Source organism: Bacillus sp. ms-22 (assembly GCF_009759805.1).
In the GTDB taxonomy this organism is placed as follows: Bacteria; Bacillota; Bacilli; order Bacillales; family Bacillaceae; genus Bacillus; species Bacillus xiamenensis.
Map to the genome: position 1 here is coordinate 297299 of NZ_CP046653.1, position 25662 is coordinate 322960.

Genomic DNA, 25662 nt, shown 5'->3' on the forward strand with positions numbered 1-25662 from the left:
TGATAGATGATAATTTGACAAAGAAGGAGAGGTAACGTGACGAACGTTTTAGAACTGCATAATGTATCTAGGCATATTCGCGGGAAAAAGATTGTTCAAGATTTGAGCTTCTCTGTTCAAGCGGGCGAAGTCTTTGGCTTTTTAGGGCCGAATGGCGCAGGAAAAACGACAACCATTCGCATGATGGTCGGTCTTTCTCCCATTACATCTGGTGACATTCTGATTAATGGTCATAGTATTCAAACCTCATATCAGCATGCGATCCAAGATGTCGGTGCGATTATTGAAAACCCAGAAATGTATAATCATTTAACGGCAAGGCAGAACCTTGTTCATTTTGCCAGAATGAATGGAAAAGTGGATGAAGGTCGAATTGATGAGCTGCTAGAGCTAGTCAGTTTGCAGCATGTGAAACATAAGCGTGTCCGTACGTTTTCATTAGGAATGAAGCAGCGTTTGGGCATTGCACAGGCATTGATACATAAACCGAAACTGCTGATTTTAGATGAGCCGACGAATGGACTAGATCCAGAGGGAATTCGAATGATACGAGATTACTTGAGAAGGCTGGCAAAGGAAGAAGGCCTTGCTGTCATTGTTTCAAGTCACCTCATGTCAGAGATGGAATTGATGTGTGATCGTTTTGCTATTATCCAAAAAGGAAAGCTGATTGCGATTGAGGATCAGCGTACGGAGACGAAGCAGGATGATTTGGTCAATTATCGAATGAAAGTAGCATCAAGCGAGCTTGAAGAAGCGCAAAAGCTCATTGAAGCATTTGAGGAAGGTATCACAGTTAGAGAAGAGGAGCAGTACTTATTCTTCTCCATGCCAGAAGAGAACATGCCGCAATTGATTCGTCATTTGAGCGAGGCTTCGATTCATTTGTACGAAATCAAAATAGAAAAACAAACCTTAGAAGATAAGTTCTTAAGCTTAACAGGTAAAAAGGAGGCAGACGTATGATTCGCCTCATTCAAAACGAGTGGATGAAAATCAGTTATCGTGTTGGTACTTGGATTATGGTTGGGCTTCTTGTGTTAGGTATGATTGCGACATTGATTTTTGCAGTTAAGACAAATGACGAAGATCAAGCATCAGGTGATTGGAAACAGCAACTGCGAATGATCAATGATGAAGACAAGAAAGAACTTAAAGAAATGGAAAATGGTTTCTTTAAAAGAAACCTTGAAAAAGAGATAGCTATTAATGAGTATCGCCTGAAGCATAATTTACCGCCAGCTCAACAGTTTAGCGACAATGCTTGGGATTATGTGAAAACAAACGCCAATTTACTTCAGCTTGTCGGTGTGTTTGTGATTATTATTGCTTCTACCATTGTATCTGCAGAATATAAGCAGGGTACAATTAAGTTATTACTCATTCGTCCACCATCAAGGATCAAGATCCTGCTATCTAAATATATTACAGTACAGCTGTATTCTCTGTTACTTGTTGTGGTGCTGTTTATCTTGTCATTCATATTGGGTGCCATCTTCTTTGGACTCAACACTGATTATGTGAATCTGGTATATCAAAATGGTGAAGTGATTGAACGTTCACAGTTTGCAAATATGCTCTTTTATTATCTTGCCCATTGTGCAATGTTTGTCGTTTTGGGGACACTTTCCTTTGCCATTTCAACCGTATTTAGAAGTGAAGCTATATCCATTGCGATTAGTGTGTTAGCTTATGTTGTAGGTGGAACGATTACAAGTATTTTAATGTTCTTCTTTGATTGGGCGAAATACTTGTTATTTGCAAATGATCCATCTCAATACTTTATGGAACAAGTGACTCTTATAGAAGGTATGTCCCTAGGATTCTCATTAACAGTCCTAGTCATCTATTGGGCTATCTTCTTGGCGATCGCCTTCATTGTTTTCCAAAAGCGAGAAGTAAAAACAGGTTAATTTAACTTTTTAGGAGGTTACTATATGATTAAGCGTAAAGGTGAAAAAATTATGGGGATTATTAGTATTGTCCTCAATGTCATTGGTATTGGTTTCGGGGCATTGATGCTCTCTATGGATCAGTCGTTTTATAATCAAATCAATGAAGTGTTACAAGAGGAAGGCGAAACATTGCCAATTGAAACACTTGAGGCTGGGGTGAATGCTTTTGGTATCCAGTTCATGGTGGTTTCCGCCATTGCGGCTGTGTTAACGCTTGTCGGTGTGATTTTCTTGAAAACAGACCGCCGTGCCGTGATCTCTGGTATTCTTTTCTTGGTTTCTGCAGTCACTCTTTTAATTGGAACAGTCGGTCTTGCATTCGTTCCAATGATCTTGTTGATTGTGATTGGATTGATGTCCCTCATTAGAAAGCCGAAAGCAGATGCTTACACAAGCGAATATCCTTCATAAATAAAAGAAAAAGACATGCGCCATATGCGCATGTCTTAGATTGTTGACAAAGGGCTAAAATGATCTTGATTTTAGCCCTTTGTCTTCTTTTCAGCGTGATCTGAAAACCTTTGCAGTCTAGGAAGGACGAGTACCGGAGCGGAGCGAATTTGGCATTCGTGAGCACCGGCACGCAGGACTGACAAAGAATGCGAGGGTTTGTCTACACGCTGAGACATGCGCCATATGCGCATGTCTTTCTTTTTTAAATGATGCCAATTCCCATTGCAATGAACAGGAGGATAATACTGAATCCCCACATCCAGAAGAAAGAGTAGCGGATATGCTTCCCCATATCGACCCCTGCAAGACCGACAGCGAGCCATACAGCAGGCGCAAGAGGACTGACAAAGGTCCCAATGATATTTCCAATCATCATGGCATATGCCGCAGATGTCCCTGGTACGCCCACCTCAGATGTAATCGACTCGACAATTGGAAGCAGTGCATAATAATAGGCGTCTGTACTAGTCAGCATATCAAGCGGCACCCCAAGCATTCCGACAATGATATGTAAAAATGGCAGCAGGAAAGCCGGCAAAATGTGAATGCTGTCAACTGCAATGGCTTTGAGCATTCCCGTTCCTTCGAGAATCCCTAAAAAAGAACCTGCAGAGAAAATAACAGCCGCCATCATGAGCGCACTTGGCGCATGTGCCTTAATTCGCTCCATCTGTAAATTCACATTCGGAAAGTTAATCAGAAGTGCTAGTGAAAGACCAATCATAAACATATAACTAGCAGGTATCACGTTAAGCACAAGAAGGACAACAACAGCTAAAAACAGAATGAGGTTTACCCAGATTAAGTGATAACGCTTTAAAGAGGCGTCTCCTGTTTCGCTAATAGACTGAATGGCACGATCCCAATCGGACCCTTCTAGTTGAACAGCAGCTACTTCGTTTGCAGCAATTTTCACCCGAATTCTCTTTTCTTCTCTTTTTCCTAAGATGAACGCCATTCCCAACACGAGTACGACTCCAATGAGCTGAATGGGAATGAGTGGTACCCAGAGTTCAGATGGGTCCATATTCAAGACACTCGCTGCCCGTCCTGTGGGTCCGGCCCACGGAATCATATTGGTTAATCCGGCACTCGTCCCGATTAATAACAGCAGTAAGTAAGGACTCATATGTAATTTTTTATAAAGCGGAAGCAGTGCAGGTACAGTTAATAAAAAGGTCGTAGCCCCTGCTCCGTCTAAGTGTGCGATCACCCCAATCAAAGCTGTTCCCATCGCAACCGTGACAACATTTCCTTTTGTCAGCTTAATTAATGCTTTAATTACAGGTTCAAAGAACCCTGTATCTTGTAAAATGCCAAAAAATAAAATGGCGAAGATAAACATGGTCGCCACTGGCAATACTTTGATAATCCCTTCTTCAAAAAAGGTTTGAATGTCATTGATACCAAATCCCGCAATGAGCGCCCCTATGAAAGGCACCATGACCATGGCGACAATTGGACTTGCTTTCCCCCAAATCAGCAATACAACAATCGTTAAAATAATCAACAACCCAACAAACGTTAACATAAGCCCCTCCCCCTACAATAAACCGTTTACATTTGATTGTTCTTTGTCCCGCAATGCAGTCCCACATCTGCATTGAAAAAAAGGGTATCAAAAATACGAGTATGAGGCAACCGCTTTCATACCTATAAAATGGTAAAAAAGGATGGTGAAGCCAATCGTGGCGCGGTGTTCAACATGTCAAAAAATTTAGATAAAAAATAACGATTCAAGCGCTTATCTACTGTTATGTGAGTTTATATAGGTATTTAGAATTACTAAAATCAAGAAGCATCCAATCCATGGACGCTTCTTTGACACTATTTTTTCAAGATGACGTATTCGTAAGGATTCAGTTGAAGCTGTTGAGGTATATGCTTTCCAGTCAGCATATTCTCATAGCTATCCGCTGAATCTAGTGAAATGCTCTGCGGCTGTTCTGTAAAATTCATCATAAACACATACTCCTGCGACCCGTCTGTTCGTTTCTGTACACTGACGCCCTCTGGAATCGTCGAGGATAGGACAGGTTTGATGTCCATTCCTGCGATGAGATCTTCGTAAAACTCATCATAAAAAGCTTGCTCATTTTCAGATGCCATATAGTATGCTTTTCCCTCTCCAAATGGACGGACAGTAAGGGCTGGCTGTCCTTCATAGCAGCCATTCTCAAAATGCCCTAACACAGAGGCTGATTCTAGGTGAATGGATTCGCAATATTGACCGACATGGTAAGTGCGTCCATTTCCTGTTGTCATGATGACGTGTTCATCTGGCATCAATGTGTTGATTTCCTCTGCCCAAATGCCAAGTACATGGCGGAGAGGACCAGGGAAGCCGCCGAGGAAACAGAGGTCGTTTTCGTCGACGATGCCGCTCCAGTATGTTGCGACAAAAATGCCGCCTTCTTTGACAAACGCTTCTATCTTTTTTGCCACGCCTGGTTTGATCATGTAGAGCATTGGGCCAACAAGCACTCGATAGGATGAGAAATCCTTTTCCATTCCGACAATATCAACAGGGATGCCCTTTTTCCAGAAACTACGATAGTGAGTTTGACAAGCCTCCACATAGCGCTTGTTTGTATTATTTAAGCCCTGTGCATCATCAATTGCCCAGTGGTTTTCCCAATCATATATGATGGCAACATCTGGTTGAATGGATGTGCCCGCAATCGGCTGGAGCTGCTCCAGCTGTTTCCCTAGCTCAGCCACTTCTTGAAACACACGCGTCTGTTCGTGCCCTGAATGATCAACAACTGCACCGTGGAATTTCTCAGAGGCGCCTCGACCTTGTCTCCACTGGAAATACATCACCGAGTCTGACCCGTGGGCGATCGCTTGCATAGCAGAAAGGTGTGCCATTCCTTTGTGTTTGACCTTATTCACTTCATGCCAGTTCACGAGGCTTGGCGTGCTCTCCATCACAAGAAACGGCTGACCATCCTTTAATGACCGATATAGATCGTGTACGAAGGCAACGTTTGACGCTAATTCAGCAGTGGTTTCTCTGCCGCTATGCCAGGCAGGATAGCTATCCCATGAGATCACATCAACTTCTTTTGCAAATTGATGATAATCCAGTCCAAGGAATGGACGCATATGCGGATAGTCGCCCATAAAGTTGGTGGTCACTGGGACATGTGGCGTTAATTCTCGTAGCGGCTCAATCTCATTTTGATAAAAATTGATCGTTTGTGCGGTAACAAAGCGCTTCCAATCTAGGTTCATGCCGTGAATCATGTGCTCTCCATGCGGTGCGGGTGACTCGATTTGTGACCAATCAGTAAAGGTATGGCTCCAAAATCCTGTCCACCATGCTTGGTTCAAGGCTTCAAGGTCATGGTTGTATTTGTCTTTCAGATAGTGCCTAAATGCCTCTTGGCAAAGATCACAATGACATTCACCGCCGTATTCATTTGAAATGTGCCACATGATCAGCGCTGGATGATCCTTGTAGCGTTCAGCAAGCAAACGGTTGAGTGTATTCGTTTTTTCTCGATATACCGGTGAGGTGAAGCAATGATTATGCCGAAGCCCGTGTAAGTTACGCTGGCGGTTTGCTTCGACGCGTAAGACTTCTGGATATGTTTGTGAGAGCCAAGCAGGTCTTGCCCCGCTTGGTGTGGCGAGAATGGCGTGAGCCCCCTGCGCTGCCAAGCGGTCCATGATATCGTCCAGCCATGCAAAGTCATATTGGCCTTCTTTTGGCTCAAGCTTACTCCATGCAAAAATATTGATGGAGAATGTTTGGCAGTGAGCCAGCTTCATTAATCGGAAATCTTCGTCAATGATCTCCGGCATATGAAGCCATTGATCAGGATTATAGTCGCCACCATGCAAAAAGCCTTTTACATTTGGGTGAACGAGTGGGTAACGCTTTCCCATTTTGTCACGTCCTATCAGTTTAATTACGGTGTCATTTGTTTAAATACATCAAGAGAAGGCAGTGCTTTTCCGTTGAAATCGAACATGGCCTGATTTTCCCAAGCATTCCCGACTGTTCCGGTTGTTTGAATATAAGCGAGCCCGTATTGACTAGACCACGGAGCGCCTTTCGCCGGAATCCAAAGCGGCTCCCAATAAAAGAACCCTTTTCCGCGATTGTTTTTCACTTGTGAAATTTTTTCTGCTAGATCTCGTATAAAAGATGCCTGCCCTTGCGGTGATGCTGGATAACCGGCAGTATTGACAGAATCTTGGTTGAATGAGTTTTCTAGGTTGTCACCATTGGCTGTCGTAAAGCCGTAAGCCGTTTCTACCACGATAACGTCTTTGTTATAGCGGGCGCTAATATCATTCATATTGGTGGAAAGACCGCTGAATCCGCCGTCCCAATATGGATAGTAAGATAAACCGATCGTATCGAATGAGACACCTCGTTTGGTGATTTCATCAAACCACCAGCGGGATGCGCCATTGTCCCCTCCATGTGCTAGGTGAAGCATGACCTTGATGTTTGAGTCGACAGAGCGGACAGCATTTGTGCCAGCCTTTAGTAAAGCAGCGAGCCGGTCGAATTCGCCGCCGCCTTCACCCCAGCTCTTTCCGTTCGGCCACAGCATGCCTGAGTTCAATTCGTTTCCGACCTGTACCATATTTGGCAGGGCATTTTGTGCTCTCATCGCTTTGAGCACATCGCTTGTGTAAGTGCCGACAGTTTTTTCTAAATCGCTTTGGGAGAGATTGGTCCAAGCTTTCGGTTTGAACTGTTTACCGGGATCGGTCCAGAAATCACTATAGTGAAAATCAAGCAGCACTTTCATATTTTGTGCTTTTGCGCGTTTTGATAGAGCGATGGCTGTATTGATATCATTCGTTCCGCCGTTATAGGCACGTCCTTGGTTGTCGTATGGATGGTTCCAGAGTCTGATGCGCACGTAGTTGACGCCTTTTTCCTTTAACAGCTTGAGCGGATCAACCTGCTGTCCGTTCTGATCGAAGTATCTGCCGCCACTTTTCTCGACTTCTGCCAGCATGGAGATATCGGCTCCTTTAATGAAATCACCTTGCAGTCCATTAATCGGTTTCACAGAAATCGTATCGGCTTTTGCTTCAGGCAGAATCCCTAACCCCATCAGAAAGAAAACGACAACCGTGACGAGCACCCATTTTTTCATCAAATCTCCCCTTATCCTTTTGTCCCACCTTGTGTGAGGCCGGATACAAATTGTTTTTGTAAAACAAGAAACAAGAAAGCAACTGGAATCGCAATCAGTAAAGCCCCGGCTGCAAAAGTCGTGTAGCTGGCACCCATTTTGTCTGATACAAGATTGTATAGACCGATTGGGAGCGTATACATATCGGGTGAGCGGACAATGACACTGGAGATGATGAAGTCACCCAGTGGCCCGGTAAATGAGTTAATGGCAACAACGGCTAAAATCGGCTTGGCGAGCGGCATAATAATTTGGATAAAAATCCGAAAATGCCCTGCGCCGTCCATTCTGGCTGATTCATCGAGATCCTTTGGAATCGCATCAAGATAGCCTTTCATTAAATACGTATTCATCGGAATTTGTCCACCTGCATAAATTAAAATCAGTGCGAGGTGGCTGTTAATCAGTCCGAGCATTTGAGCCAATACAAAAATGGCAATCAGCGCTGAAAATTGAGGAATCATCTGCAGCAGCAAAAAGAGCATCAACCCATTTTTCCGTCCTTTGAATCGGAACCTAGAAAAGGCATAGCCTGTAAAGCTGACAAGAATCAGCGTTAAGAGCATAGTCGCAATACTGATCTTCATTGAGTTCCAATACCATTTTGCATAAAGAGCCCCTTGACCAAAGAACAGCTCGGTATAGTGGCTGAACGTTGGGTTCTTCGGAAACATGCTGGTGCTCATCAGACTGTTCCCAGGATTAAAGGAAGCACCGATCGTCCAAAGGAGTGGATATAGAATACAAGCGGAGGCAATGAAAAGGATAAAATAAGTGATACTCAGGCGGATGAGCTTATTCTGTTTTGATCCCATATCACATCATGTCCTCTTCTTTGAATGAATTCGTTCTCTTAAACTGCCAAAGGGCAATGGCAATGACGAAGATTGAAAGTAAGATCGTGACAGCGGCAGCAAGCGCATATTGAGATGACTGCATCGTTAGTTTATAAATCCAAGAAACCAATATGTCCGTCCCCCCAGCTGTTGATCCAGCAACAGGAGGCCCCCCGCCATTAAATAAGTAGATGATATTAAAGTTGTTAAAGTTAAACGTATATTGTGTGATTAATATAGGTGCAATGGAATAGAGGACAAGCGGTAATGTAATGGAACGGAACCTCTGAAAGAAATTGGCCCCATCAATGGTTGCCGCCTCGTATAAATCTTCGGGAATGGCCTGCAAAACACCGGTTGTCATAATGAATACAAAAGGAAATCCAAGCCAAGTCTGCATCGTAATAAGGGCCATTTTGCTCCAAAATGGATCTGTCAGCCAAGGCTTAGGATCAATCCCAATTGATGCAAAAAGGGTATTGTTGATCGCACCAAACGTGTCGTTGAACAATCCTGCAAACACCAAAATGGTCACAAATCCCGGAACAGCCCAAGGCAGAATCAAAATCGTCCTAAAAAAGCGTTTCCCTTTTAAATCCTTCTGATTGAGCAGAACCGCTAGAAAGATGCCGACGGCACATTGAAGGGTTGAAGCCGCCAATGTCCATACAACGGTCCAGCCAAGTACATCAATGAAGGTGTCTCGCCAAATATCGATTGAAAAGATATTTTGAAAGTTCTTGATCCCTACCCAATCAATGAGATTGGCAGGAGGCGAGTGGTATAAATCATAGTTCGTAAAGGCAAGCGCAAAGCTGAACATGATAGGAAAGACAACGGAAAATAGAAGTAAAAAGAAAGCAGGAGTGCTCATTAAGTAAGGAAAGCCTTGGTCGATGAGCTGATGATATTGAGCACGGATGGAATGAAGCGGAACCCCTTGATCACGTTTCTTCCCGTTCATAAATGCATCACGCATCATAAGTACGTAAAAGCCGATTCCAAATCCAGCTGTTAAAAGCGCAATAATTCCCTTTGCTAAAAGGAACACAGAGTTGTCACGAGGCAGCATCGTACCAAGTGTGAACAGCCCCCAGAAGCCAATATTGAATAAATCATAAAACACAATGAGAAAAGAGACGCCGAACAGGAAAAAGAGTGCCCCTTTGCCATACTGTTTGTTGTATAGCTGCCCCATTCCGGGTATAAGGGAGAACATTAACGCCCGTCTCCGGTGTGTCTTTGATTCCACTGTGTGTGTGCGGTCTAGTTCAAGGTTACCCGTCACGTCTAACACCTACTTCATATGAAATGAGATCAAATACGGGCAGCTTGATAAACGATCAGCTACCCGCGCTTGATGTTTATTTGGAGTGATTCGCTTTCATTTGAGAGTCGATTTGTTTGACCGCATCATCAAATGCCTTTTTCACATCGGTACGACCAGTTGCAATCAGCCCTAATGCGCTGTCAATCGGTTTCCACACCTCTGCCATTTCTGGATTGTTCGGTGTCAGTGTGGCATATTTCGTTTGTTTTGAAACAGCATCCGCGTTTGCATTTTCAGTAATGACTGGGTCTTTCATCAGCTTTTTCACTGGTGGAATTTCTTCTGTTACTTCAAAGCGCTTTTTCGAATTTTTTTCGTTCGTGATAAACTCAACAAATTTTTCAGCGAGTTCTTTATTTTTAGAATAAGAGGAGACATTGTAGCTCTTTACACCTAAGAATGAGCTCATATGTTTTCCGTTAGGGAGTGTGGGCAGTTCGGTCACGCCATAGTCAATGCCGGCTTCTTTATATGGTCCGAATGACCACGGACCAGAAATAACAGCCGCTGCTTTTTTCTCTGTGAATAAGGAGTTGAGGACGTTGATTCCTTGTTCACCAATGATACCTTTCGGGAATAGTCCTTCTCTAAAGAATGTCTGAATGTATTTTCCGCCTTCGATGGCACCAGCGTTATTAAGACCAATGTCATTGACATCATAAGAGCCGTCGCTTTTCTGTTTGAAAATATAGCCTCCTGATCCACCTAATACACTTTGTGCGTAATAAATTTCATCCCATTTGGCCACAAAACCGTATTTCCCGTCCTTTGACAGTTTCTTTGAAAGATCATACCAGCCGTCGAGTGTAGTTGGTGCCTTTTTCACAAGATCTTTGTTATAGAAAAGGACAGTGGTTTCGACGGATTTTGGCAGACCATACAGCTTTCCGTTCATTGTTTGTGATTGAATCGATTCGTCTGTGAAGGAATCAATCACTTTTTGATCTGGTTTGATTTCTTGCAGCAGCCCCTCCGTGACAGCTGATCCAATTTGATCGTGAGGCATGGTGATGACATCTGGCCCAGTTCCCCGCTGCTCCATCAAGACGAAGCGCTTCAATTTGGTCGGCATACGCTTTTTCGACCACTTTGATTTTCACGCCGTTTTGTTGTTCAAATTCTTTTACAGCGTCTTGAATCCCATCAGATTTTTTGACATCCTCCCACACTAGCAAGGTCTTTGTCCCTGTAGAAGCCGGCTGTGTACCGCTCGAATTGTCGTCTCCTGGCCCGCATGCTGAAAGCAGCAGCACAGCAGTTCCAACGACTGCCGATAATGTCGCCCATTTTCCCTTTTTCATTGGTAATCCCCTCTCGTTCTTTTTTCACAGATAACAAGAAAACGCTTTCTTAATGTGAGAATATCAACTTAAGTAAAAAAAGTAAACATATTTTATTAAATTTATTAAGTAAACTTTTTTACTCGTGTGAAGCGTAAAGAAGCCCTCCACATGCGGCAGGGCTTCCAGCTGTTTATATGGTGCTTTTTCGAAAGACAGGTTCTGAGGCAATGAGCACGGTTTTTGGTAATGTTCTGCCGTCAACAAGCCTTTCTAAAAGTAAATCGACCGCTGTCTCGCAAAGCAAGGAGGTATGGATTGTGGTAGGTTGTGAGCGGTGGCGAGACATATTGAGAAACGTGAATATCGTTGATACTAAATACACTCACTCGATTTGGTAAAGAAAAACCACGTTCATTTAATGCTTGTAAACAGCCAATGGCAAGCGGATCACTTGCGACGCAAAAAGCAGTGGGCAGGTCATCGCCGAGCTCGTCGATTGCCTTCATCATGAGTGAATAGCCTTCATTTACAGAGAATTGATGCCCGATATAGACCAACCGCTCATCCAGTTTATTGTTTGCTGTCATGTATTGACGGAAGGTTGTTTCACGGATATCTGGAATCCGCCTATTTGTATTGAGATCAAGGTCTGTCCCGCCAATGAACCCAATGGATGTGTGCTGTTTTTCGATAAAAGAATCGATGATCTTTTCAACAATTCGTTTTAGGTTTGGTTTGACAGAATCAAAGCGATCTTCATCTGGTGATGTATCAATAAAGACGATGTGATGTGTGATTGCGTATAATTGGTCAAGCTCTGCTTTTTTAAATCGACCGATGGCAATGATGCCTTCTGTAGAAGGATCAATGGAGTGAAGACCATCAGATGGATTGTAAGCGGAAACATGTAAGCTTCTGGTTTTGGTGAGTTCCTCAATGCCTAGACGAATGGATTTAAAATAAATATCTTCAAGCTCTTCTTTTTCAGTCATCCAATAGAGAAAGGCGATCTTTTTTAATGAATGCTTGAATGTCTTTTTTTGATAGGACAAAGCTTCCGCAGCGGCGTATACTTTCTCGCGTGTTTGATCCGTAACAGAAAGGTTCGGATCTTGGTTTAGTACACGAGACACGGTCGCAATGGATAAGCCAGCTTTTTCCGCAATGTCTTTTATTTTTGCTGCCAAGTCAGCACCTCCTATAGAAAATATCTCCTCTCAGTATAGAGTTTTTAAAAAAATTAGTAAATATTTTATTAAATTGTTTTCGTTTAGGCTGTTCTTTACGAGCTGGAGAGGAATTAGTAAGATATATGTATTGAAGATGTTGGATTAAGATTTCTGATAGGAGAGGGACAGATGTATTACGATGCACTGAAGACATTTGTGACCGTTGTGGAGGAGAAGAACTTTACGAAAGCAGCCCAGAAGCTACGGATTTCTCAGCCGAGTGTCAGTCTTCATATTAAGAACTTGGAGCAGGAATTCCAGACCGTTCTGCTTAATCGTTCGCCAAAGCAATTGACCGTTACACCAACTGGGGATATGCTTTATCATCGATCAAAACAAATCATTCGCTTATATGAACAGGCGAAGCAGGACATTTATGAGCATCATCATCTAGCAAGAGGGAAGCTGACGATTGGAGCGAGTTTTACCATTGGGGAGTACGTGCTGCCGCAAATTTTGGCGGAATTTCACCAGCTCTATCCGCATGTGGATATTGAGGTGGTGATTGATAATACAGAGGCGATTGCCAGACATGTTCGTTTGTTCCATGTCGATATCGGTCTTATTGAAGGTCAGACCAATGACAAAGAACTCTCTGTGGAGACATTTCTAGAGGATGAACTTTACATCGTTGCTCCATTAGATCATCCGTTTGCTAAGAAAAAAGATGTCACAATTGATCAATTGCAAAACGAAACATGGATCACGAGAGAAAAGGGGTCAGGTACAGGTGAATACTTGCAGCACGTGCTGAAATCAAATGGACTGAAAGCAAGGACCTTTGTGACATTTAGCAGCAACCAAGCGATTAAAGAAGCAGTCATTCACGGGATGGGGCTATCAATTTTATCAAAATATGTGCTCCAGCGAGGCAGTATTGGCGGGGAGCTGGCTGTTATTTCTGTGAGAGGAATGGACTTTAAACGGAAATTCTCCTATGTCGAATCACCGATGACAGGCGGGAATAAAAATAAGGAATTGCTTGTTGAATTGTTAAGGAAAGAGAGAAAAGACGCTTCTCCGCAATAGGAGAAACGTCTTTTTTTATAGTCCTTTGATTTTTATTTCATCTACTGGAAGGAAAATTTCACCTGTATCTGTATATTTGATCGTAACCTGATCCCCTTCTTTTAAATAAATCACAAGAGGCTCTTTTTCAGAGGACATGGTGTAGTTTTTCCCGTCGTCGAGCAGGAAGGTGACGGTTGTATAATCACCGGTCTTTTCCTTATACACTCGTTTCACTTTGCCTGACGTATCTTTCTTTTCTTGCTTAGATGAACTGTTGACAGTGCCGCCGCCTTTTTGAAGAGCTGTTTTATAGGCTCGTAGTGCTTCGTTTGGTGTAGAAGCGTATGCAGCGATTTCAGGGTTGGCTGCTGAAACAATAAAGTAGTTTTGCAGGAATCCGTTTGAATCGAGAACAGGTGTAAGCCAGCTGGCTTCTCCATAGAAATTATACAGAATTGGCATGCTGCCTTTCCATTTCTTCTCGATAAATCGCTTCTCAATAATTTGCAATGCTCCTTGAGAATCCATGTAGGATGCTTCAAGATTTCCAGTATAATACGTCGCCTTTCCTGTCCGGGCATTTGTCAGAGCATAGCCGAGCATGGAATCAACGCCCTCTTTTGGACTTGTGAAATCTGTGAAGTAATACATATCTCCTTTAGAATCAAAGACTGGACTCACATTCGCCTCAGTTCCCTCATCTGAAGGCAGCTTCACATCTGATTTTCCAAACATACTGTTCCAGAATCCATGAACATAGTTTCCGAAGTAGCTATTTTGCAGACTGACCGCTTCTGGAGAAACAGCACCATCAATAAAGGCAGGTACTTGATCTAAAGAATATTTCTTCGTTGCGCCAGTTTTGGCATCAACAACGACCACGCCCGAGGCTTTAAAGCCATTTCTTGCAGAGATGAAATCACCATACGTTTGAATGTAATAAGGCTTGCCATCATCATTGATCTCGAGCTGCGTGTCTCCATAGAAAATCAAATCTGGGTACTGAAGACGGATATGCCGCTCAATTTCCTTATTGAAATAGGAAGAAGGCGTATAGACCATCTCGGTTTTCACAAACTTTGGATTGGCAGATGAGTCGGTCGCACTTAATGTAAAGTAACCCGGTGTGCTACCAGAACGAATCCATTTAAAGAAATCGGAGAACTCCACTGGTGCGATGTACACATACTCGCCGTTGACCTTCTGAATTTGCAGGCTGCCAAGCTCATAGTAGCTTGTGTTTGGAACCTGTCCGAACGATTTCTTCATTTTATTGCGCGCAAATTGCGGAGGTACACTCGCGGGTGTTTCCGTCTCATCAAACGCTTTGATTTCTACTTTTTGATCCATTTTAGAGACGTTGAATTTTTCATTTGCATTGAATAGAAAAGCGGTTGCCATATAAACACCGAGCAGCAATAAAATGAGAAATAATACGCCTTTGATCTTCCGCTCTAACCCCACTGATAATAAGGCGCCTGCTGCTGTCACAACAAGTCCAATCAGCCATAATGATGAAGGGTTCCGATCTAAATTGGTGATGTAGTAGAAACCGAAAATTCCGATGATAAATAGCAATGCCAGACCCGCAATCCACGTGAGCGGTACCTGTTGTTCAGTCCCTTTCTTTCTAACGATCAACCTGAGTGGTGTGAGCAAAAGGGTCAAGATAAGACCGATCACAACCGAAAATAGCAAAATATATCCCACAAACAGATCTCCTTTCAAATCAATCACTCTTTTAGTATATACGAGTGAGGCGGGGAAAAGATTCATCGGATGGAAGGTTCATTTAAATGCCGATCGAGTTGATGGCGGAACGAACATCTTCTTTCAGTTCAAAAAACGTCAGCCTTTGCTCGATTTTCTCTGTTAAGGCGTCAATGGCTTGGCCTGACATATGCGATTGGATTTGCTTCTGATGTTTATAGACTTTCATAAGAAGCGTATCGATCTGATCTAAAATGTCTTCCGCTTCTTGCCGATCTTCTGCAAATTCATGTTGAAGCTGATGCCGTATGGCTCTGATCAGCGCTGTTTTCTGTTCTTCTTTGATTTTTGCTTTCAAAGCAGCCAGCTCTGCTGGTGTCATGTCTTTCGTGTCAAAGTTAGCTTGAGAGAAGACGGAGCTTGATGTGTGTGTATCTGTCATTCTTTGCAAAAAACGATCTGCATCTGTTGGTTGTTTTTTTGAAAATTCCATTCTTCGTTCTCCTTACGAAATACCCATATTCTTTGCAAGAGCTGTATCTGCATCGTGGTATTGTTTTCCGAGCTGGCTCATATCATCTGATATTGAGTCGAGCCATCTCTTTAGATTCATCGCGTGATCAATGGCTGTATCATACTTTTTGACTGAGTAGAATTCATTCTCAAGACCTTTTGTTTTTAAGTGGTGAATGACAGCATCAACGTCTCAAGCCGTCAGTTGGTCATACGAACCAAAACCAACAATCTGTTTGTATCTCGAGCGTACTCGTTCTACCGATTGATCCACTTTGTCATCGAGTTTTTCGATTTTGCGAATGATTTGCTGCATATGGTGCTCGGCATATGTCGAGAATTTACGTCCTGTGTTCATGAGCACATGCGACTTAATTAAAATCGCTATCACACTTTGCGGGTGAACATTCGACTGACTCAATTGATGTAACATGGCGGAAGTGAGAGAAGGATTTTTTCTCAACATATCATCAATGGTTTGAACGGAGCCATCTGACGAAAAGGAATAACGATCTAAGCCATGACTGCCAGCGAGGGCTTCAAGGAATAAATTCGCATCCAGTGAAGGATTCACACTCATTGCCCGATTGAGGAGATTTTTTATAAATTGGACGGCTTTTGAGGAGTCCTCGGAGTAATCGACGCCTTCAGGTAGAGCGGCATCATACATCACTTTCACACGACCTATTTCTGTCGTATGTCGATTTAAAAGAGAAAGACCGTCATTGAGATTGATATATTCTGTTAATCTATTGCGATAATCACCTTTTAACGCTTTGGCTTGCAGACCATCCGATAGATTTGGGTAAATATTTGGATTCTCAAATGTGACTCCGCCTTTAATAAAATCATTTTTGACAAGAACATAGGAAGCATTTGACCCGCCAAGTGAATGCCCGGTCACATACATCTTGGCATTTGGCATTTTCTTATGGATCTCTTTCGCATATCGATCTGCTTGAACCATTTGATTTTCCGCACCATGCTCAAAAGGGATATTTTTCATCAAATACTTGGTATCAGAAACCAACCAATCCTGTACAATCTCATTTGTATAGGTAGTTGTCCCCGTTGCCACCTTAGTCGTCACTTCCTTTGACGTCTGTGACTGGTTAAAAGGAGGCAGCTTTGTCAAAATGGTAGAAAGAAGATCATCCGACTCTTTTTTTCCATGTTTTTTAATGGTATCTTTATTTGCCCTGCGCCAATCGGCTCCGACCCGCGATAAGCGATGACGGCGTTTTTGATTTTGGTGAGGTCTTTGCCATTGTTTGAATTACGATAATCTTCTTTTGAGACAAGGGTTAGTGCATTAAGACCTTTTTTCGTTTCTTGAAAATCAACGACATACATTCTTCTACCGTTGCTAATTTCTATCTCTTTTGAATTCTTATAGTTTTCTATACTATAAGATCTTGAAGAAATTAAATTATAGTCCTCATCTGTCATTTTATCTAACCTTAAAGTTTTAGACAAAATCGTCACTCCTGTAATAATATTGATGTTGTAAATTATAATATATAATGGGTTAATTATCTATTTAATGCATAAAAAAGATTGATAGAAAAAATATATATAAATTTAAAAGGTGGATATTATTTATAATGAAAAATACAATTAAAGTTGTGTGTGTGTTATTTCTCATCATAGTTATCGCAGTGATTTTACTCATTTTTCAAAATAAACATCAAAACAATATAAATGATTTAGGAGGAAATGACAGCATGCAAGAAAATGAAAAAAGCGATCAAGAACAAGCAGAAGAGTATGCGGAGAAGATGAAGCCGAAAATTGAGAAACATTTACATAAAAGAGATATCCATCATTTTATCAAAAAAATCACGTTTGAAAATCAAGTGACGATTAATCCGATGGGGCATATCATTATTAGAGGATATATCAATGATAAACCAGAGAGATTTAGTTTCGAAGCATTATTAAGGTACGAATCTGACAAAGTAGATTCGATGAGTTATGACCCTGATTTATCAGACCGTTTCGAGAACTGGGATGATTTTGACCCACAAGTGAAAGAAGATTTTCTAAATAGCCTTTCCAAAAAAGAACGAGAGCAATATCTTAAAGACATTGGGGAAAAAGAGAAGTAACAAGTCGACAAAGCCGATTGATTCCCTAAATCAATTTCAAAAATAATATGCTATCATTCCCCTAACGACACTTTCAAATAAGGGAGAGTTTTCAAACATGGCAAATACAAAGAAATTGATCTTGGATGTTGATACTGGAATAGATGATGCGATTGGCATTTTGCTTGCAGTGAAAAGTAAACGGTTTGATATATTGGGGATTACAACGGTGTGCGGGAATGTGTCTGTTGATGCGGCTACATTGAATACGTGTAAAGTGCTTGAGTTGGTTGAGGCAGATGAAATCCCTGTCATGAAAGGTTCGGCGACTCCTCTTTTAAGAGCACCTCATTATGAACATCGGGTGCATGGTGAGGATGGAATTGGCGGTGCTTTGAAGGATGTCCAGCCTAAGAAGACCGCAGATGCTGGTTTTGCACCTGATTTTATCATTGAACAGGTGTTGCAGTATTCGCAGCAGGTCACGCTGGTGTTGACAGGGCCTTTAACGAATTTAGCCCTTGCGGTGAAAAAATGCCCTGAGCTGATTCATCACGTGAAAGAAGTTATTTTTATGGGTGGTGTCGTGAAGGGACAGGGGAACGTCACACCGGTAGCAGAATTTAATACATATGCAGACCCAGAAGCAGCGAAAGTGGTGCTGGAAGCTGGCTTCCCTTCATTGACTCAAGTTGGATTAGATGTCACGAGACAAGTCTTGTTAACGGATGAGAGAATTGATGCGATTCAAAATGAAACGTTGGCAGATTATATCAGAGAGAGTACAAACATTTACCGCCAGCGCTATTTTGAACGGAATGGGGTGTGGGCGTGCGCCATGCATGATCCGCTTGCTGTGAGTCTTGCAATTGACAATCAGCTTGTGAAAACAGAGGCTTTTCATGTAGAAGTGGAGACGAAAAGTGAGTTTTGTGATGGTCAAATGATATGTGATTTTCAGCATCAATGGGGAAAAGAACGTAATGTCCAAGTGTGTATGGATGTCGATGATGAAGCCTTTTTTGATTTATTGATCAAAGTCATGAATTCTTAAAAAGAAGTCTGTGCAAACAGGCTTCTTTTTTATAAGATGGGGACATGAGGAAATGTATGCGTTCACATGGAAGGAGTGAAGTCGAATGGCTTCTGTCAGTTTAAGTAGTATTGAAAAGATACGGGCATCAAGCAGAGGATTACCGCCAAAACTGAAAGCAATTGCGGAACATATTACGAGTGAACCCCGCGACATCATCCATTTGTCTATTATCGAGCTTGCCAAAAAGACAGCGAGCTCAGAAGCAACCATTTTTCGTCTCTGTAAAAGGCTTGGATTTGAGGGTTATCAAGATTTAAAGATTGCTATTGCCCAGGAAATAGATCAAACAAAGCGTGATTATGTAGATGAAGAGATGAGTCTTGATGATGATACAGCTGTTTTTATGCAAAAGGTATTCCAAGCGAATATATCTGCATTAAAGGATAGTTTTCAATTGTTGAATCCAGAAGATGTAGAAAAGGCTATACAATTAATCCATGAGGCTGAACGCTTAGAGTTTTATGGCAGCGGCGGGTCTGGCCTTATTGCTACAGATGCTTTTCACAAATTTATGAGGACAGGCATCAATTGTATTGTTCATACAGATTCTCACTTTCAAGCGATGTCTGCAGGGCTTCTTGATCATCACAGTACAGTGATTGGTATATCTCATTCTGGCCGAAACAAGGATTTACTCGATGCGATGAGAACAGCAAAGGAAAAAGGAGCGAAAACCATTGGCATTACAAGCTATCAGCGTTCCCCATTGAGTCAGCTTGCAGATGTCACGCTATATACATCGACGCAAGAAACAGCTTTCCGAACAGAAGCGATGTCTGCAAGACTTGCTCAGCTCACTGTAATTGATGTCCTTTATTTTGCACTTGCTCATTTAAGACAGCAGGAAACATTAACCAATTTGAAGAAAATGAGAGAAACCATTTCGCAAAAAAGGGTGTAATGGTTTCAAAAATAAATTTTTCTAATAGGGAAAAATGCTGTTGTGGTAACGATTGTGAGGTTTTGAATGAAAATAATTTTCTTTTGGTCATTGAATGCCGAAAAAAATATTCCTATAATGGGATTTATCAGGTACATCAACACCATGAATTTTATTTCAAATCAATGATTGGGCGTGATACAGATGAAGGGAAACCAAGCAGTAATTGGTTTGGATATTGGGACAACAAGTACAAAGGCGGTTCTGTTTGGACCACAGGGGAAAGTGTTATCAAAACATTCTGTTCCTTATGAACTCATTCACCCGCAGCCGGCATGGGTTGAGCAGAACCCTGAACATATATTAGATGCTGTCATTGCGAGTGTAAGAGGCGCATTGACGAAAGCCGCATTTGATGCAAAAAATCTCATAGGCGTGGGGATTAGTACAGCGATGCATTCCTTGATCGTCATGGATGAGTATGGTAAGGCATTAACGAACAGTATCATTTGGGCTGATAACAGAAGTGCAGAACAAGCGAACCGCATTATCACGGACATGGATGGCTTTCAAATTTATAAAAGAACGGGTACACCGATCCATCCAATGTCACCGCTTTCAAAAATACGATGGATCAAGGAAATGGCACCTGATGTCTTCAAGAAGGCTGCAAAATTCATTTCCATAAAAGAGTATGTTCTTTATCATTTCTTCGGTCAGTATGTGGTCGATTATTCCATCGCTTCAGCAACGGGACTGTTCCAATTGAAAACGCTTCAATGGGACGAAGAGGCACTTCGCATTGCTGGAATTCAAGCCAATCAGCTGTCTGAACTTGTCCCAACGACGCATCAGCTGAGAGGGCTTCAGCCAGAGATTGCGCTGCGAATGGGTATTGCAGAAGAGACGCCTTTTGTTGTTGGGGCAAATGATGGTGTTCTAGCAAATCTAGGTGTCGGCGCGATTGGAAAAGGAGAGGTGGCTGTCACGATCGGGACAAGCGGCGCAGTCCGTACAGTCGTAGAAAAGCCAGTCACAGATGAGCAATCAAGGACGTTTTGCTATGCGCTGACGGACAAGCATTGGGTGGTAGGAGGACCGACCAATAATGGCGGAATTATGCTGAGATGGCTTAAAGATGAATTTGCTTCTTCAGAGGTGGAGGTTGCAAAGCGTCTTGGCGTGGACCCTTACGATTTGATGATTGATATTGCAGAAAAGGTTCCGGCTGGCTCAGAGGGACTGCTATTTCTACCATTTTTAACAGGTGAACGTGCACCTTATTGGAATCCAAATGCGAGAGGCACTTTCTTTGGTATTGGTCTCCAGCATAAGCGTGAGCATTTTATTAGAGCCGTCTTAGAAGGCGTCATTATGAGTGTGTTCTCGATCGGTGTGGCACTAAGAGATTTAACTGGTTCAGCGAAGGATGTTCGGGCTTCAGGCGGATTTGCGAGATCTCCAATATGGCGACAAATTTTAGCGGATACGATGGGCAGAGAAGTGCTTGTTCCAGAAAGCTATGAGGCTTCGGCACTTGGAGCAGCTGTCCTCGCTCTTCATAGTTTAGGTCATATGGGTGAGATAGAAGAGGTTAAAGAATGGATACGAATTTCGGCCCGTCATGAACCAAATATGGAGAACAATGAGACATACATAGAGCTGTTTTATTTATACGAGCGCCTCTATGACAAATTGAAGGATGAATTTGATGTCATTAGTGCGCTGCAATTAAAACAAAATCGTTAAACATCAGGAGAAAGGTGGGAGAGCATGCTCTTATTCATTGTGATTGCGGCGATTGTCCTTTTACTCATTCTCATTACAATCGCTAAGTTGAATCCGTTTGTGAGTTTAATTATTACCTCTATGCTAGTAGGCTTTGCTACAGGTATGGATTTGCAGGAAATCATTCAATCGATTAAAACGGGGTTAGGGAACACGTTATCATTACTGGCGATTGTTCTAGCGCTTGGGACCATGCTTGGGAAAATGATGGCTGAGTCAGGGGGAGCTGAGCGGATAGCTCAAACATTAATTGGCCGATTTGGGACGAAGAATGTGCATTGGGCGATGATGTTCGTTGCCTTTATCGTAGGTATACCTGTCTTTTTCCAGGTCGGATTCGTTCTTCTGATTCCTTTACTGTTTACCATTGCGATTGAAACGGGTATATCGCTCGTGACGATTGGGATTTCTTTAATCGCTGGATTGTCTGTTGTGCATGGGCTTGTGCCGCCTCATCCAGCTGCAATGGCAGCAGTAGGGATTTACCAAGCCAATGTGGGGAAAACCATCTTCTTATCAATTATCGTCGGTTTGCCGACAGCTATCATTGCTGGACCACTGTATGGAAAGTGGATTGGAAAACGGATACATAAACCAGTTCCAGAGATGCTCAAAAAGCAATTCACTGAACGAAATGTAGACCGTAAGCTTCCAGGCTTTGCGAATACGATGTTTACCATTTTGGTACCGGTCATTCTTATGCTTCTTGCCACACTGGCAGATATTATTTTGCCAGAGAACAGTTTTTGGTTTCAGCTGTTTAAATACATCGGAGATCCAATTACAGCCCTGCTGATTGCAACAGTGTATTCTTTCTTCAGCCTTGGCTTTATTCAGGGAATGAGCCGTGACCGGGTACTGTCGTTTAGTAATGAGTGCTTAGGGCCGATCGCTTCTATTCTGCTTGTCATTGGAGCAGGCGGGGCCTTCAATCATATACTGATCGATTCGGGTGTTGGTGAATATATTGCCGATTTAGCCAAACATTCTCCGATTTCACCGATTTTACTTAGCTGGCTGATTGCTGCGGTCATTCGTGTGGCAACGGGATCTGCTACGGTATCCATGATGACGGCCGCTGGTATTGTAGCTCCGATTGCTGCATCCATGCCGGATGTGAGCAGAGAGCTTCTAGTGTTGGCAACAGGAGCGGGTTCGTTGATTTTGTCTCATGTCAATGACTCTGGTTTTTGGCTGATCAAAGAGTATTTTGGCATGACCATTAAAGAGACGTTCTTAACGTGGACGGCTATGGAAACGATCATTTCCGTTAGTGCTCTTGCATTTATTATGATCATTAATATGTTTTTATAGGTTGTATCAAAGTCCAGTTCTGCGGAATTGGGCTTTTTTCAGCTGTTGACGCTGCCACTTTTGAATGATTGGGTTAGAATGATGATATTGAGATGTAGGAGGCGGATAAGATCGAACCATTAAAAAATGTATATCATGAGTCGTTTATTCAAAAGTTAGCGGAGACACTTGCACAAGAGTCCGCTGTATTTGATGCCGGTCATTTTCAACAGCTCGTGTTTCAAGAGGATTGGCAGGAGCTTGAGTTAAAAGGGCGAATGAGAAGAGTTACTGAATCAATGCATGCCTGTCTGCCAGAGGAGTATGAGCAAGCAATCAAGGTACTGCGTCAGGCGGCGCCGCATTTTACAGGGCTCAGTGCGCTCGTATTTCCAGACTACGTCGAGACGTATGGTCTTGACCATTGGGATATCTCGATCAAGGCGCTTGAATTCTTTACCCCGTTTTCCACTGCTGAATTTGCCGTTCGGCCTTTTCTCATTCTAGATCAAGAGAGAATGCTTGCGCAGATGCTCGTGTGGTCAAAGGATCAAAATGAGCATATTCGCCGGCTGGCGAGTGAAGGATGCAGACCTCGTTTGCCATGGGGATTATCAGTTCCTTCGCTTAAAAAGGATCCTTCGGTCACGCTGCCCATTTTGGAAAACTTGAAGTCTGATTCGGCCAAGTATGTGCAAAAAAGTGTAGCGAATCATTTAAATGATATTTCTGCGATTCAGCCTGATTTGATGAAGCAAACGGTCAAAAGGTGGTACGGGGACAATCCACATACGAATTGGATTGTCAAACATGCATCCCGTACGTTATTGAAAAAAGGTGATCCAGATATCTTGGCTATGTTTAGCTATGGAGATGATCCGTCTATTCAAGTAATGGATTTGAAGGTCACGCAAGACCCCATTCGTATCGGAGAAAAAATGACCTTTCAATTTACTCTTCAGGCGGATAAGCCGTTAAAGCTGCGCGTTGAATATGCCATTGATTACGTGAAAGCTCGGGGCACCCGCAATCAAAAGGTATTTAAAATCACAGAATTTGAAACAGGCTCAGCGATACATAAAGAATTCGTCAGGTCCCAGTCGTTTCAATACATGACGACGAGAAAGCACTATGAGGGAACGCATACATTAACAATCATCATCAACGGCATCCCAAAAGCGTCAATTGATTTTGAGGTCGCAGCAGCTCATGAAGAAACCCGCCACTGAGGCGGGTTTCAGCGTATAGACAAACCCTCGCCTTCTTTGTCAGTCCTGCGTGCCGGTGCTCACGAATGTTAAATTCGCTCCGCGCCGGTACTTGTCCTTCCTAGACTGCAAAGGTTTTCATGTCACGCTGAAAAGAAGACAAAGGGCTAAAATAAAAATCATTTTAGCCCTTTGTCAACAATCTGAAACCCGCCCATTGAGGCGGGTTTTGGTGGTTAAGCCTTCTTTTTCATTAAGAATGAAGCAATGATGGCAGCTACTAAGAAACCGATGCTGATAATGGAACTAGGTAAGTTCTCATGTCTGAATAGGAACATTACAAAACTGACACTGAGCACAAGACCAGCAAATAACGTCAAATACGGGAACAGCCAAACTTTGAAATACGGTTCCTGTGAATATGTTGGACGCAGTTTCAAATGTGCCAGGCAGATGCTGATCCAAATAAGAGAAACAGCAAAACCAGGAATAGCCAGCATATAGCTGAAAATTTGGTCTGGATACAAGTAAGCAAAGAATGTTCCGATTAAGAGAAACAGAACAGTCACCCATAAACTTAAAATAGGTACACCTCTTTGATTGACCTGTGCCAGCTTTTTCGGACCGCCGTCTGATTTAGAAAGAGAATGAATCATTCGTGTTGTTCCGTAAATTCCAGAATTGGCAGCAGATAGAACGGCTGTAATTAATACGAAATTAATGAAGTGAGAGGCGCCTTGCATGCCAGCTGCTGAAAAGACTTGAACAAAAGGACTGTTATTGGGATCGATTTGATTCCAAGGAATCAGTCCGCAAATAATTAAAATCGGCAATGTGTAAAATAAAATAATACGCCACATCATACTTTTGACAACACCAGGTAATACCTTCTCCGCATCCTTTGTTTCTGTAATGGTCAGCCCGATCAATTCAGAGCCCCCATAAGAGAAAATAACCACTAATAATGAGGCGAAGACAGCGCCCCATCCGTTCGGGACGAAGTTTTGATAATTGGTGAGGACAGGTGTGCTTTGTTCGTTTGGAATAACCCCAAATAATAGTGCTGCACCAAGAAAAATAAAGACAATAATAACAAAAATCTTCATTCCAGCAAACCAAAACTCAATTTCACCGAAGTATTTTACATTATTTAAGTTAATCCCGATCACTAAGAGTGAGCAAAGTAAACATAGGGACCACAAAGGGACATTCGGCATCCAATATTGAAGTAAACTGCCCGCTGCAATGATTTCAATGACACATACAGTGAGCCACATAAAACAGTACACCCATCCGACAACGAATGAAAAACGTTGACCAAGCGCAATTTGTACGAGGTCGCGAAGGTTATTTCCCGGATAGACGATCGCCATTTCAGCTAAAGCTGCCATGACAATGAGAAGAAGCAATCCAGCAAATACATAGGAAAAGATCACCCCAGGACCTGCTAAGCCGATGGTATCGGCGCTTCCTTTAAAGATTCCTGTACCAATGACACCGCCCATTGCAATCATGCGAATGTGACGCGGCGATAAAAGCTTTTTTAATTCATGTTGTTCCTGACTCGCGCTCATGACGTTCTCCTTTTTTAAAATGCTTATGTTCCATTTTCTTTTTTCGAGACGTCAGTGTCAATATAAAAAAAGAGATTTTTCAGACAGAACAGCCGGTTGATTTTATCAAAAAACCTATTTTTATCCATATATTGCGCCCTATCTCCAAAAATAAAAATCATTTATTGAACGTTACGAAAAAAAAGAAGATTTGCCTTATGGATGACATAAACAATTGTCTGTTGTTGTCGATATATCGTTTGTGATGCTAA

The 25662-nt window shown here is 42.4% G+C and carries 18 protein-coding genes and 3 pseudogenes; 10 read left to right on the forward strand and 11 right to left on the reverse strand.

Annotated elements, in window-relative coordinates:
* Window positions 1-36 precede the first annotated feature (36 nt).
* The 3 genes from GPA07_RS01620 to GPA07_RS01630 are packed head-to-tail and all read left to right on the forward strand — an operon-like array spanning window position 37 to window position 2366.
* Window positions 37-966 (forward strand): ABC transporter ATP-binding protein, encoded by a 930-nt coding sequence (locus GPA07_RS01620; RefSeq protein ID WP_008359913.1) that lies wholly within the window; start codon window positions 37-39, stop codon window positions 964-966.
* A complete protein-coding gene (locus GPA07_RS01625) occupies window positions 963-1913 on the forward strand; it encodes an ABC transporter permease (protein ID WP_008359910.1) in 951 nt (316 codons plus the stop codon). Before GPA07_RS01620 ends, GPA07_RS01625 begins: the two co-directional genes overlap by 4 nt.
* A 24-nt stretch (window positions 1914-1937) precedes the next feature.
* The gene (locus GPA07_RS01630; protein WP_008359908.1) at window positions 1938-2366 is read left to right on the forward strand and encodes a DUF4064 domain-containing protein; all 429 of its coding nucleotides are present in this window, start codon (window positions 1938-1940) and stop codon (window positions 2364-2366) included.
* 244 nt (window positions 2367-2610) lie between these two features.
* Here the strand turns inward: GPA07_RS01630 and GPA07_RS01635 are convergent, their stop codons facing one another.
* From GPA07_RS01635 to GPA07_RS01665, 7 genes and pseudogenes are all read right to left on the reverse strand, one after another.
* Window positions 2611-3939: a CitMHS family transporter gene (locus GPA07_RS01635; RefSeq protein WP_008360745.1), complete on the reverse strand. Its 1329-nt coding sequence runs from the start codon at window positions 3937-3939 to the stop codon at window positions 2611-2613.
* Window positions 3940-4235: 296 nt separating this feature from the next.
* On the reverse strand, window positions 4236-6302 hold the full coding sequence (locus tag GPA07_RS01640; RefSeq protein WP_157291922.1) for a beta-galactosidase: 2067 nt from the start codon (window positions 6300-6302) through the stop codon (window positions 4236-4238).
* A gap of 23 nt (window positions 6303-6325) precedes the next feature.
* Window positions 6326-7534 (reverse strand): glycoside hydrolase family 53 protein, encoded by a 1209-nt coding sequence (locus GPA07_RS01645; RefSeq protein WP_157291923.1) that lies wholly within the window; start codon window positions 7532-7534, stop codon window positions 6326-6328.
* An 11-nt stretch (window positions 7535-7545) separates the two neighbouring features.
* Window positions 7546-8388, reverse strand: a complete 843-nt coding sequence (locus GPA07_RS01650; protein WP_008360738.1) for a sugar ABC transporter permease — start codon at window positions 8386-8388, stop codon at window positions 7546-7548.
* A 1-nt stretch (window position 8389) separates the two neighbouring features.
* Window positions 8390-9628, reverse strand: a complete 1239-nt coding sequence (locus tag GPA07_RS01655; RefSeq protein ID WP_034739720.1) for a carbohydrate ABC transporter permease — start codon at window positions 9626-9628, stop codon at window positions 8390-8392.
* Window positions 9629-9773: 145 nt separating this feature from the next.
* Window positions 9774-11040 (reverse strand): annotated as a pseudogene (locus GPA07_RS01660) (extracellular solute-binding protein).
* Window positions 11041-11212: 172 nt separating this feature from the next.
* Window positions 11213-12209 (reverse strand): annotated as a pseudogene (locus tag GPA07_RS01665) (LacI family DNA-binding transcriptional regulator).
* A gap of 171 nt (window positions 12210-12380) precedes the next feature.
* Between GPA07_RS01665 and GPA07_RS01670 the strand changes: the two are divergent.
* Window positions 12381-13280, forward strand: coding sequence for a LysR family transcriptional regulator (locus GPA07_RS01670; RefSeq protein WP_008360731.1), 900 nt, complete (start codon window positions 12381-12383; stop codon window positions 13278-13280).
* A 15-nt stretch (window positions 13281-13295) separates the two neighbouring features.
* On the opposite strand, the gene GPA07_RS01675 is transcribed toward GPA07_RS01670, so the two are convergent.
* The 3 genes and pseudogenes from GPA07_RS01675 to GPA07_RS19050 all read right to left on the reverse strand — a co-directional run bounded on the left by GPA07_RS01675 (window position 13296) and on the right by GPA07_RS19050 (window position 16934).
* Window positions 13296-14972: a hypothetical protein gene (locus GPA07_RS01675; RefSeq protein ID WP_157291924.1), complete on the reverse strand. Its 1677-nt coding sequence runs from the start codon at window positions 14970-14972 to the stop codon at window positions 13296-13298.
* 82 nt (window positions 14973-15054) lie between these two features.
* Window positions 15055-15465 carry a hypothetical protein gene (locus tag GPA07_RS01680; protein WP_008360727.1) on the reverse strand — a complete coding sequence of 137 codons (411 nt, stop codon included), beginning with the start codon at window positions 15463-15465 and terminating at the stop codon, window positions 15055-15057.
* A 12-nt stretch (window positions 15466-15477) separates the two neighbouring features.
* A pseudogene (locus GPA07_RS19050) lies at window positions 15478-16934 on the reverse strand (lipase family protein).
* Window positions 16935-17089: 155 nt separating this feature from the next.
* Here GPA07_RS19050 and GPA07_RS01690 point away from each other — a divergent pair.
* The 6 genes from GPA07_RS01690 to GPA07_RS01715 all read left to right on the forward strand — a co-directional run bounded on the left by GPA07_RS01690 (window position 17090) and on the right by GPA07_RS01715 (window position 23858).
* Complete coding sequence (locus GPA07_RS01690; protein ID WP_157291925.1) at window positions 17090-17593, forward strand: DUF1433 domain-containing protein; 504 nt, start codon at window positions 17090-17092, stop codon at window positions 17591-17593.
* A gap of 97 nt (window positions 17594-17690) precedes the next feature.
* The gene (locus GPA07_RS01695; protein ID WP_008360720.1) at window positions 17691-18626 is read left to right on the forward strand and encodes a nucleoside hydrolase; all 936 of its coding nucleotides are present in this window, start codon (window positions 17691-17693) and stop codon (window positions 18624-18626) included.
* An 85-nt stretch (window positions 18627-18711) separates the two neighbouring features.
* Window positions 18712-19569: a MurR/RpiR family transcriptional regulator gene (locus tag GPA07_RS01700; protein ID WP_157291926.1), complete on the forward strand. Its 858-nt coding sequence runs from the start codon at window positions 18712-18714 to the stop codon at window positions 19567-19569.
* Window positions 19570-19752: 183 nt separating this feature from the next.
* Complete coding sequence (gene gntK / locus GPA07_RS01705) at window positions 19753-21297, forward strand: gluconokinase (protein ID WP_157291927.1); 1545 nt, start codon at window positions 19753-19755, stop codon at window positions 21295-21297.
* Window positions 21298-21321: 24 nt separating this feature from the next.
* A complete protein-coding gene (locus tag GPA07_RS01710; protein WP_008360715.1) occupies window positions 21322-22650 on the forward strand; it encodes a GntP family permease in 1329 nt (442 codons plus the stop codon).
* A gap of 110 nt (window positions 22651-22760) precedes the next feature.
* Window positions 22761-23858 (forward strand): DNA alkylation repair protein, encoded by a 1098-nt coding sequence (locus tag GPA07_RS01715; protein ID WP_442859327.1) that lies wholly within the window; start codon window positions 22761-22763, stop codon window positions 23856-23858.
* A 215-nt stretch (window positions 23859-24073) separates the two neighbouring features.
* On the opposite strand, the gene GPA07_RS01720 is transcribed toward GPA07_RS01715, so the two are convergent.
* Window positions 24074-25411 carry an amino acid permease gene (locus GPA07_RS01720; RefSeq protein WP_008355661.1) on the reverse strand — a complete coding sequence of 446 codons (1338 nt, stop codon included), beginning with the start codon at window positions 25409-25411 and terminating at the stop codon, window positions 24074-24076.
* Between the last annotated feature and the right edge of the window lie 251 nt (window positions 25412-25662).

What these genes read in the sequence shown, in the direction of transcription:
- GPA07_RS01655 (WP_034739720.1), bottom strand. Translation starts at nt 9,628, where the DNA reads ATGTTCTCCCTTATACCCGGAATGGGGCAGCTATACAACAAACAGTAT.
- GPA07_RS01700 (WP_157291926.1), top strand. Translation starts at nt 18,712, where the DNA reads ATGGCTTCTGTCAGTTTAAGTAGTATTGAAAAGATACGGGCATCAAGC.
- GPA07_RS01695 (WP_008360720.1), top strand. Translation starts at nt 17,691, where the DNA reads ATGGCAAATACAAAGAAATTGATCTTGGATGTTGATACTGGAATAGAT.
- GPA07_RS01645 (WP_157291923.1), bottom strand. Translation starts at nt 7,534, where the DNA reads ATGAAAAAATGGGTGCTCGTCACGGTTGTCGTTTTCTTTCTGATGGGG.
- GPA07_RS01690 (WP_157291925.1), top strand. Translation starts at nt 17,090, where the DNA reads ATGAAAAATACAATTAAAGTTGTGTGTGTGTTATTTCTCATCATAGTT.
- GPA07_RS01630 (WP_008359908.1), top strand. Translation starts at nt 1,938, where the DNA reads ATGATTAAGCGTAAAGGTGAAAAAATTATGGGGATTATTAGTATTGTC.
- GPA07_RS01635 (WP_008360745.1), bottom strand. Translation starts at nt 3,939, where the DNA reads ATGTTAACGTTTGTTGGGTTGTTGATTATTTTAACGATTGTTGTATTG.
- GPA07_RS01625 (WP_008359910.1), top strand. Translation starts at nt 963, where the DNA reads ATGATTCGCCTCATTCAAAACGAGTGGATGAAAATCAGTTATCGTGTT.
- gntK (WP_157291927.1), top strand. Translation starts at nt 19,753, where the DNA reads ATGAAGGGAAACCAAGCAGTAATTGGTTTGGATATTGGGACAACAAGT.
- GPA07_RS01670 (WP_008360731.1), top strand. Translation starts at nt 12,381, where the DNA reads ATGTATTACGATGCACTGAAGACATTTGTGACCGTTGTGGAGGAGAAG.
- GPA07_RS01720 (WP_008355661.1), bottom strand. Translation starts at nt 25,411, where the DNA reads ATGAGCGCGAGTCAGGAACAACATGAATTAAAAAAGCTTTTATCGCCG.
- GPA07_RS01650 (WP_008360738.1), bottom strand. Translation starts at nt 8,388, where the DNA reads ATGGGATCAAAACAGAATAAGCTCATCCGCCTGAGTATCACTTATTTT.
- GPA07_RS01640 (WP_157291922.1), bottom strand. Translation starts at nt 6,302, where the DNA reads ATGGGAAAGCGTTACCCACTCGTTCACCCAAATGTAAAAGGCTTTTTG.
- GPA07_RS01710 (WP_008360715.1), top strand. Translation starts at nt 21,322, where the DNA reads ATGCTCTTATTCATTGTGATTGCGGCGATTGTCCTTTTACTCATTCTC.
- GPA07_RS01680 (WP_008360727.1), bottom strand. Translation starts at nt 15,465, where the DNA reads ATGGAATTTTCAAAAAAACAACCAACAGATGCAGATCGTTTTTTGCAA.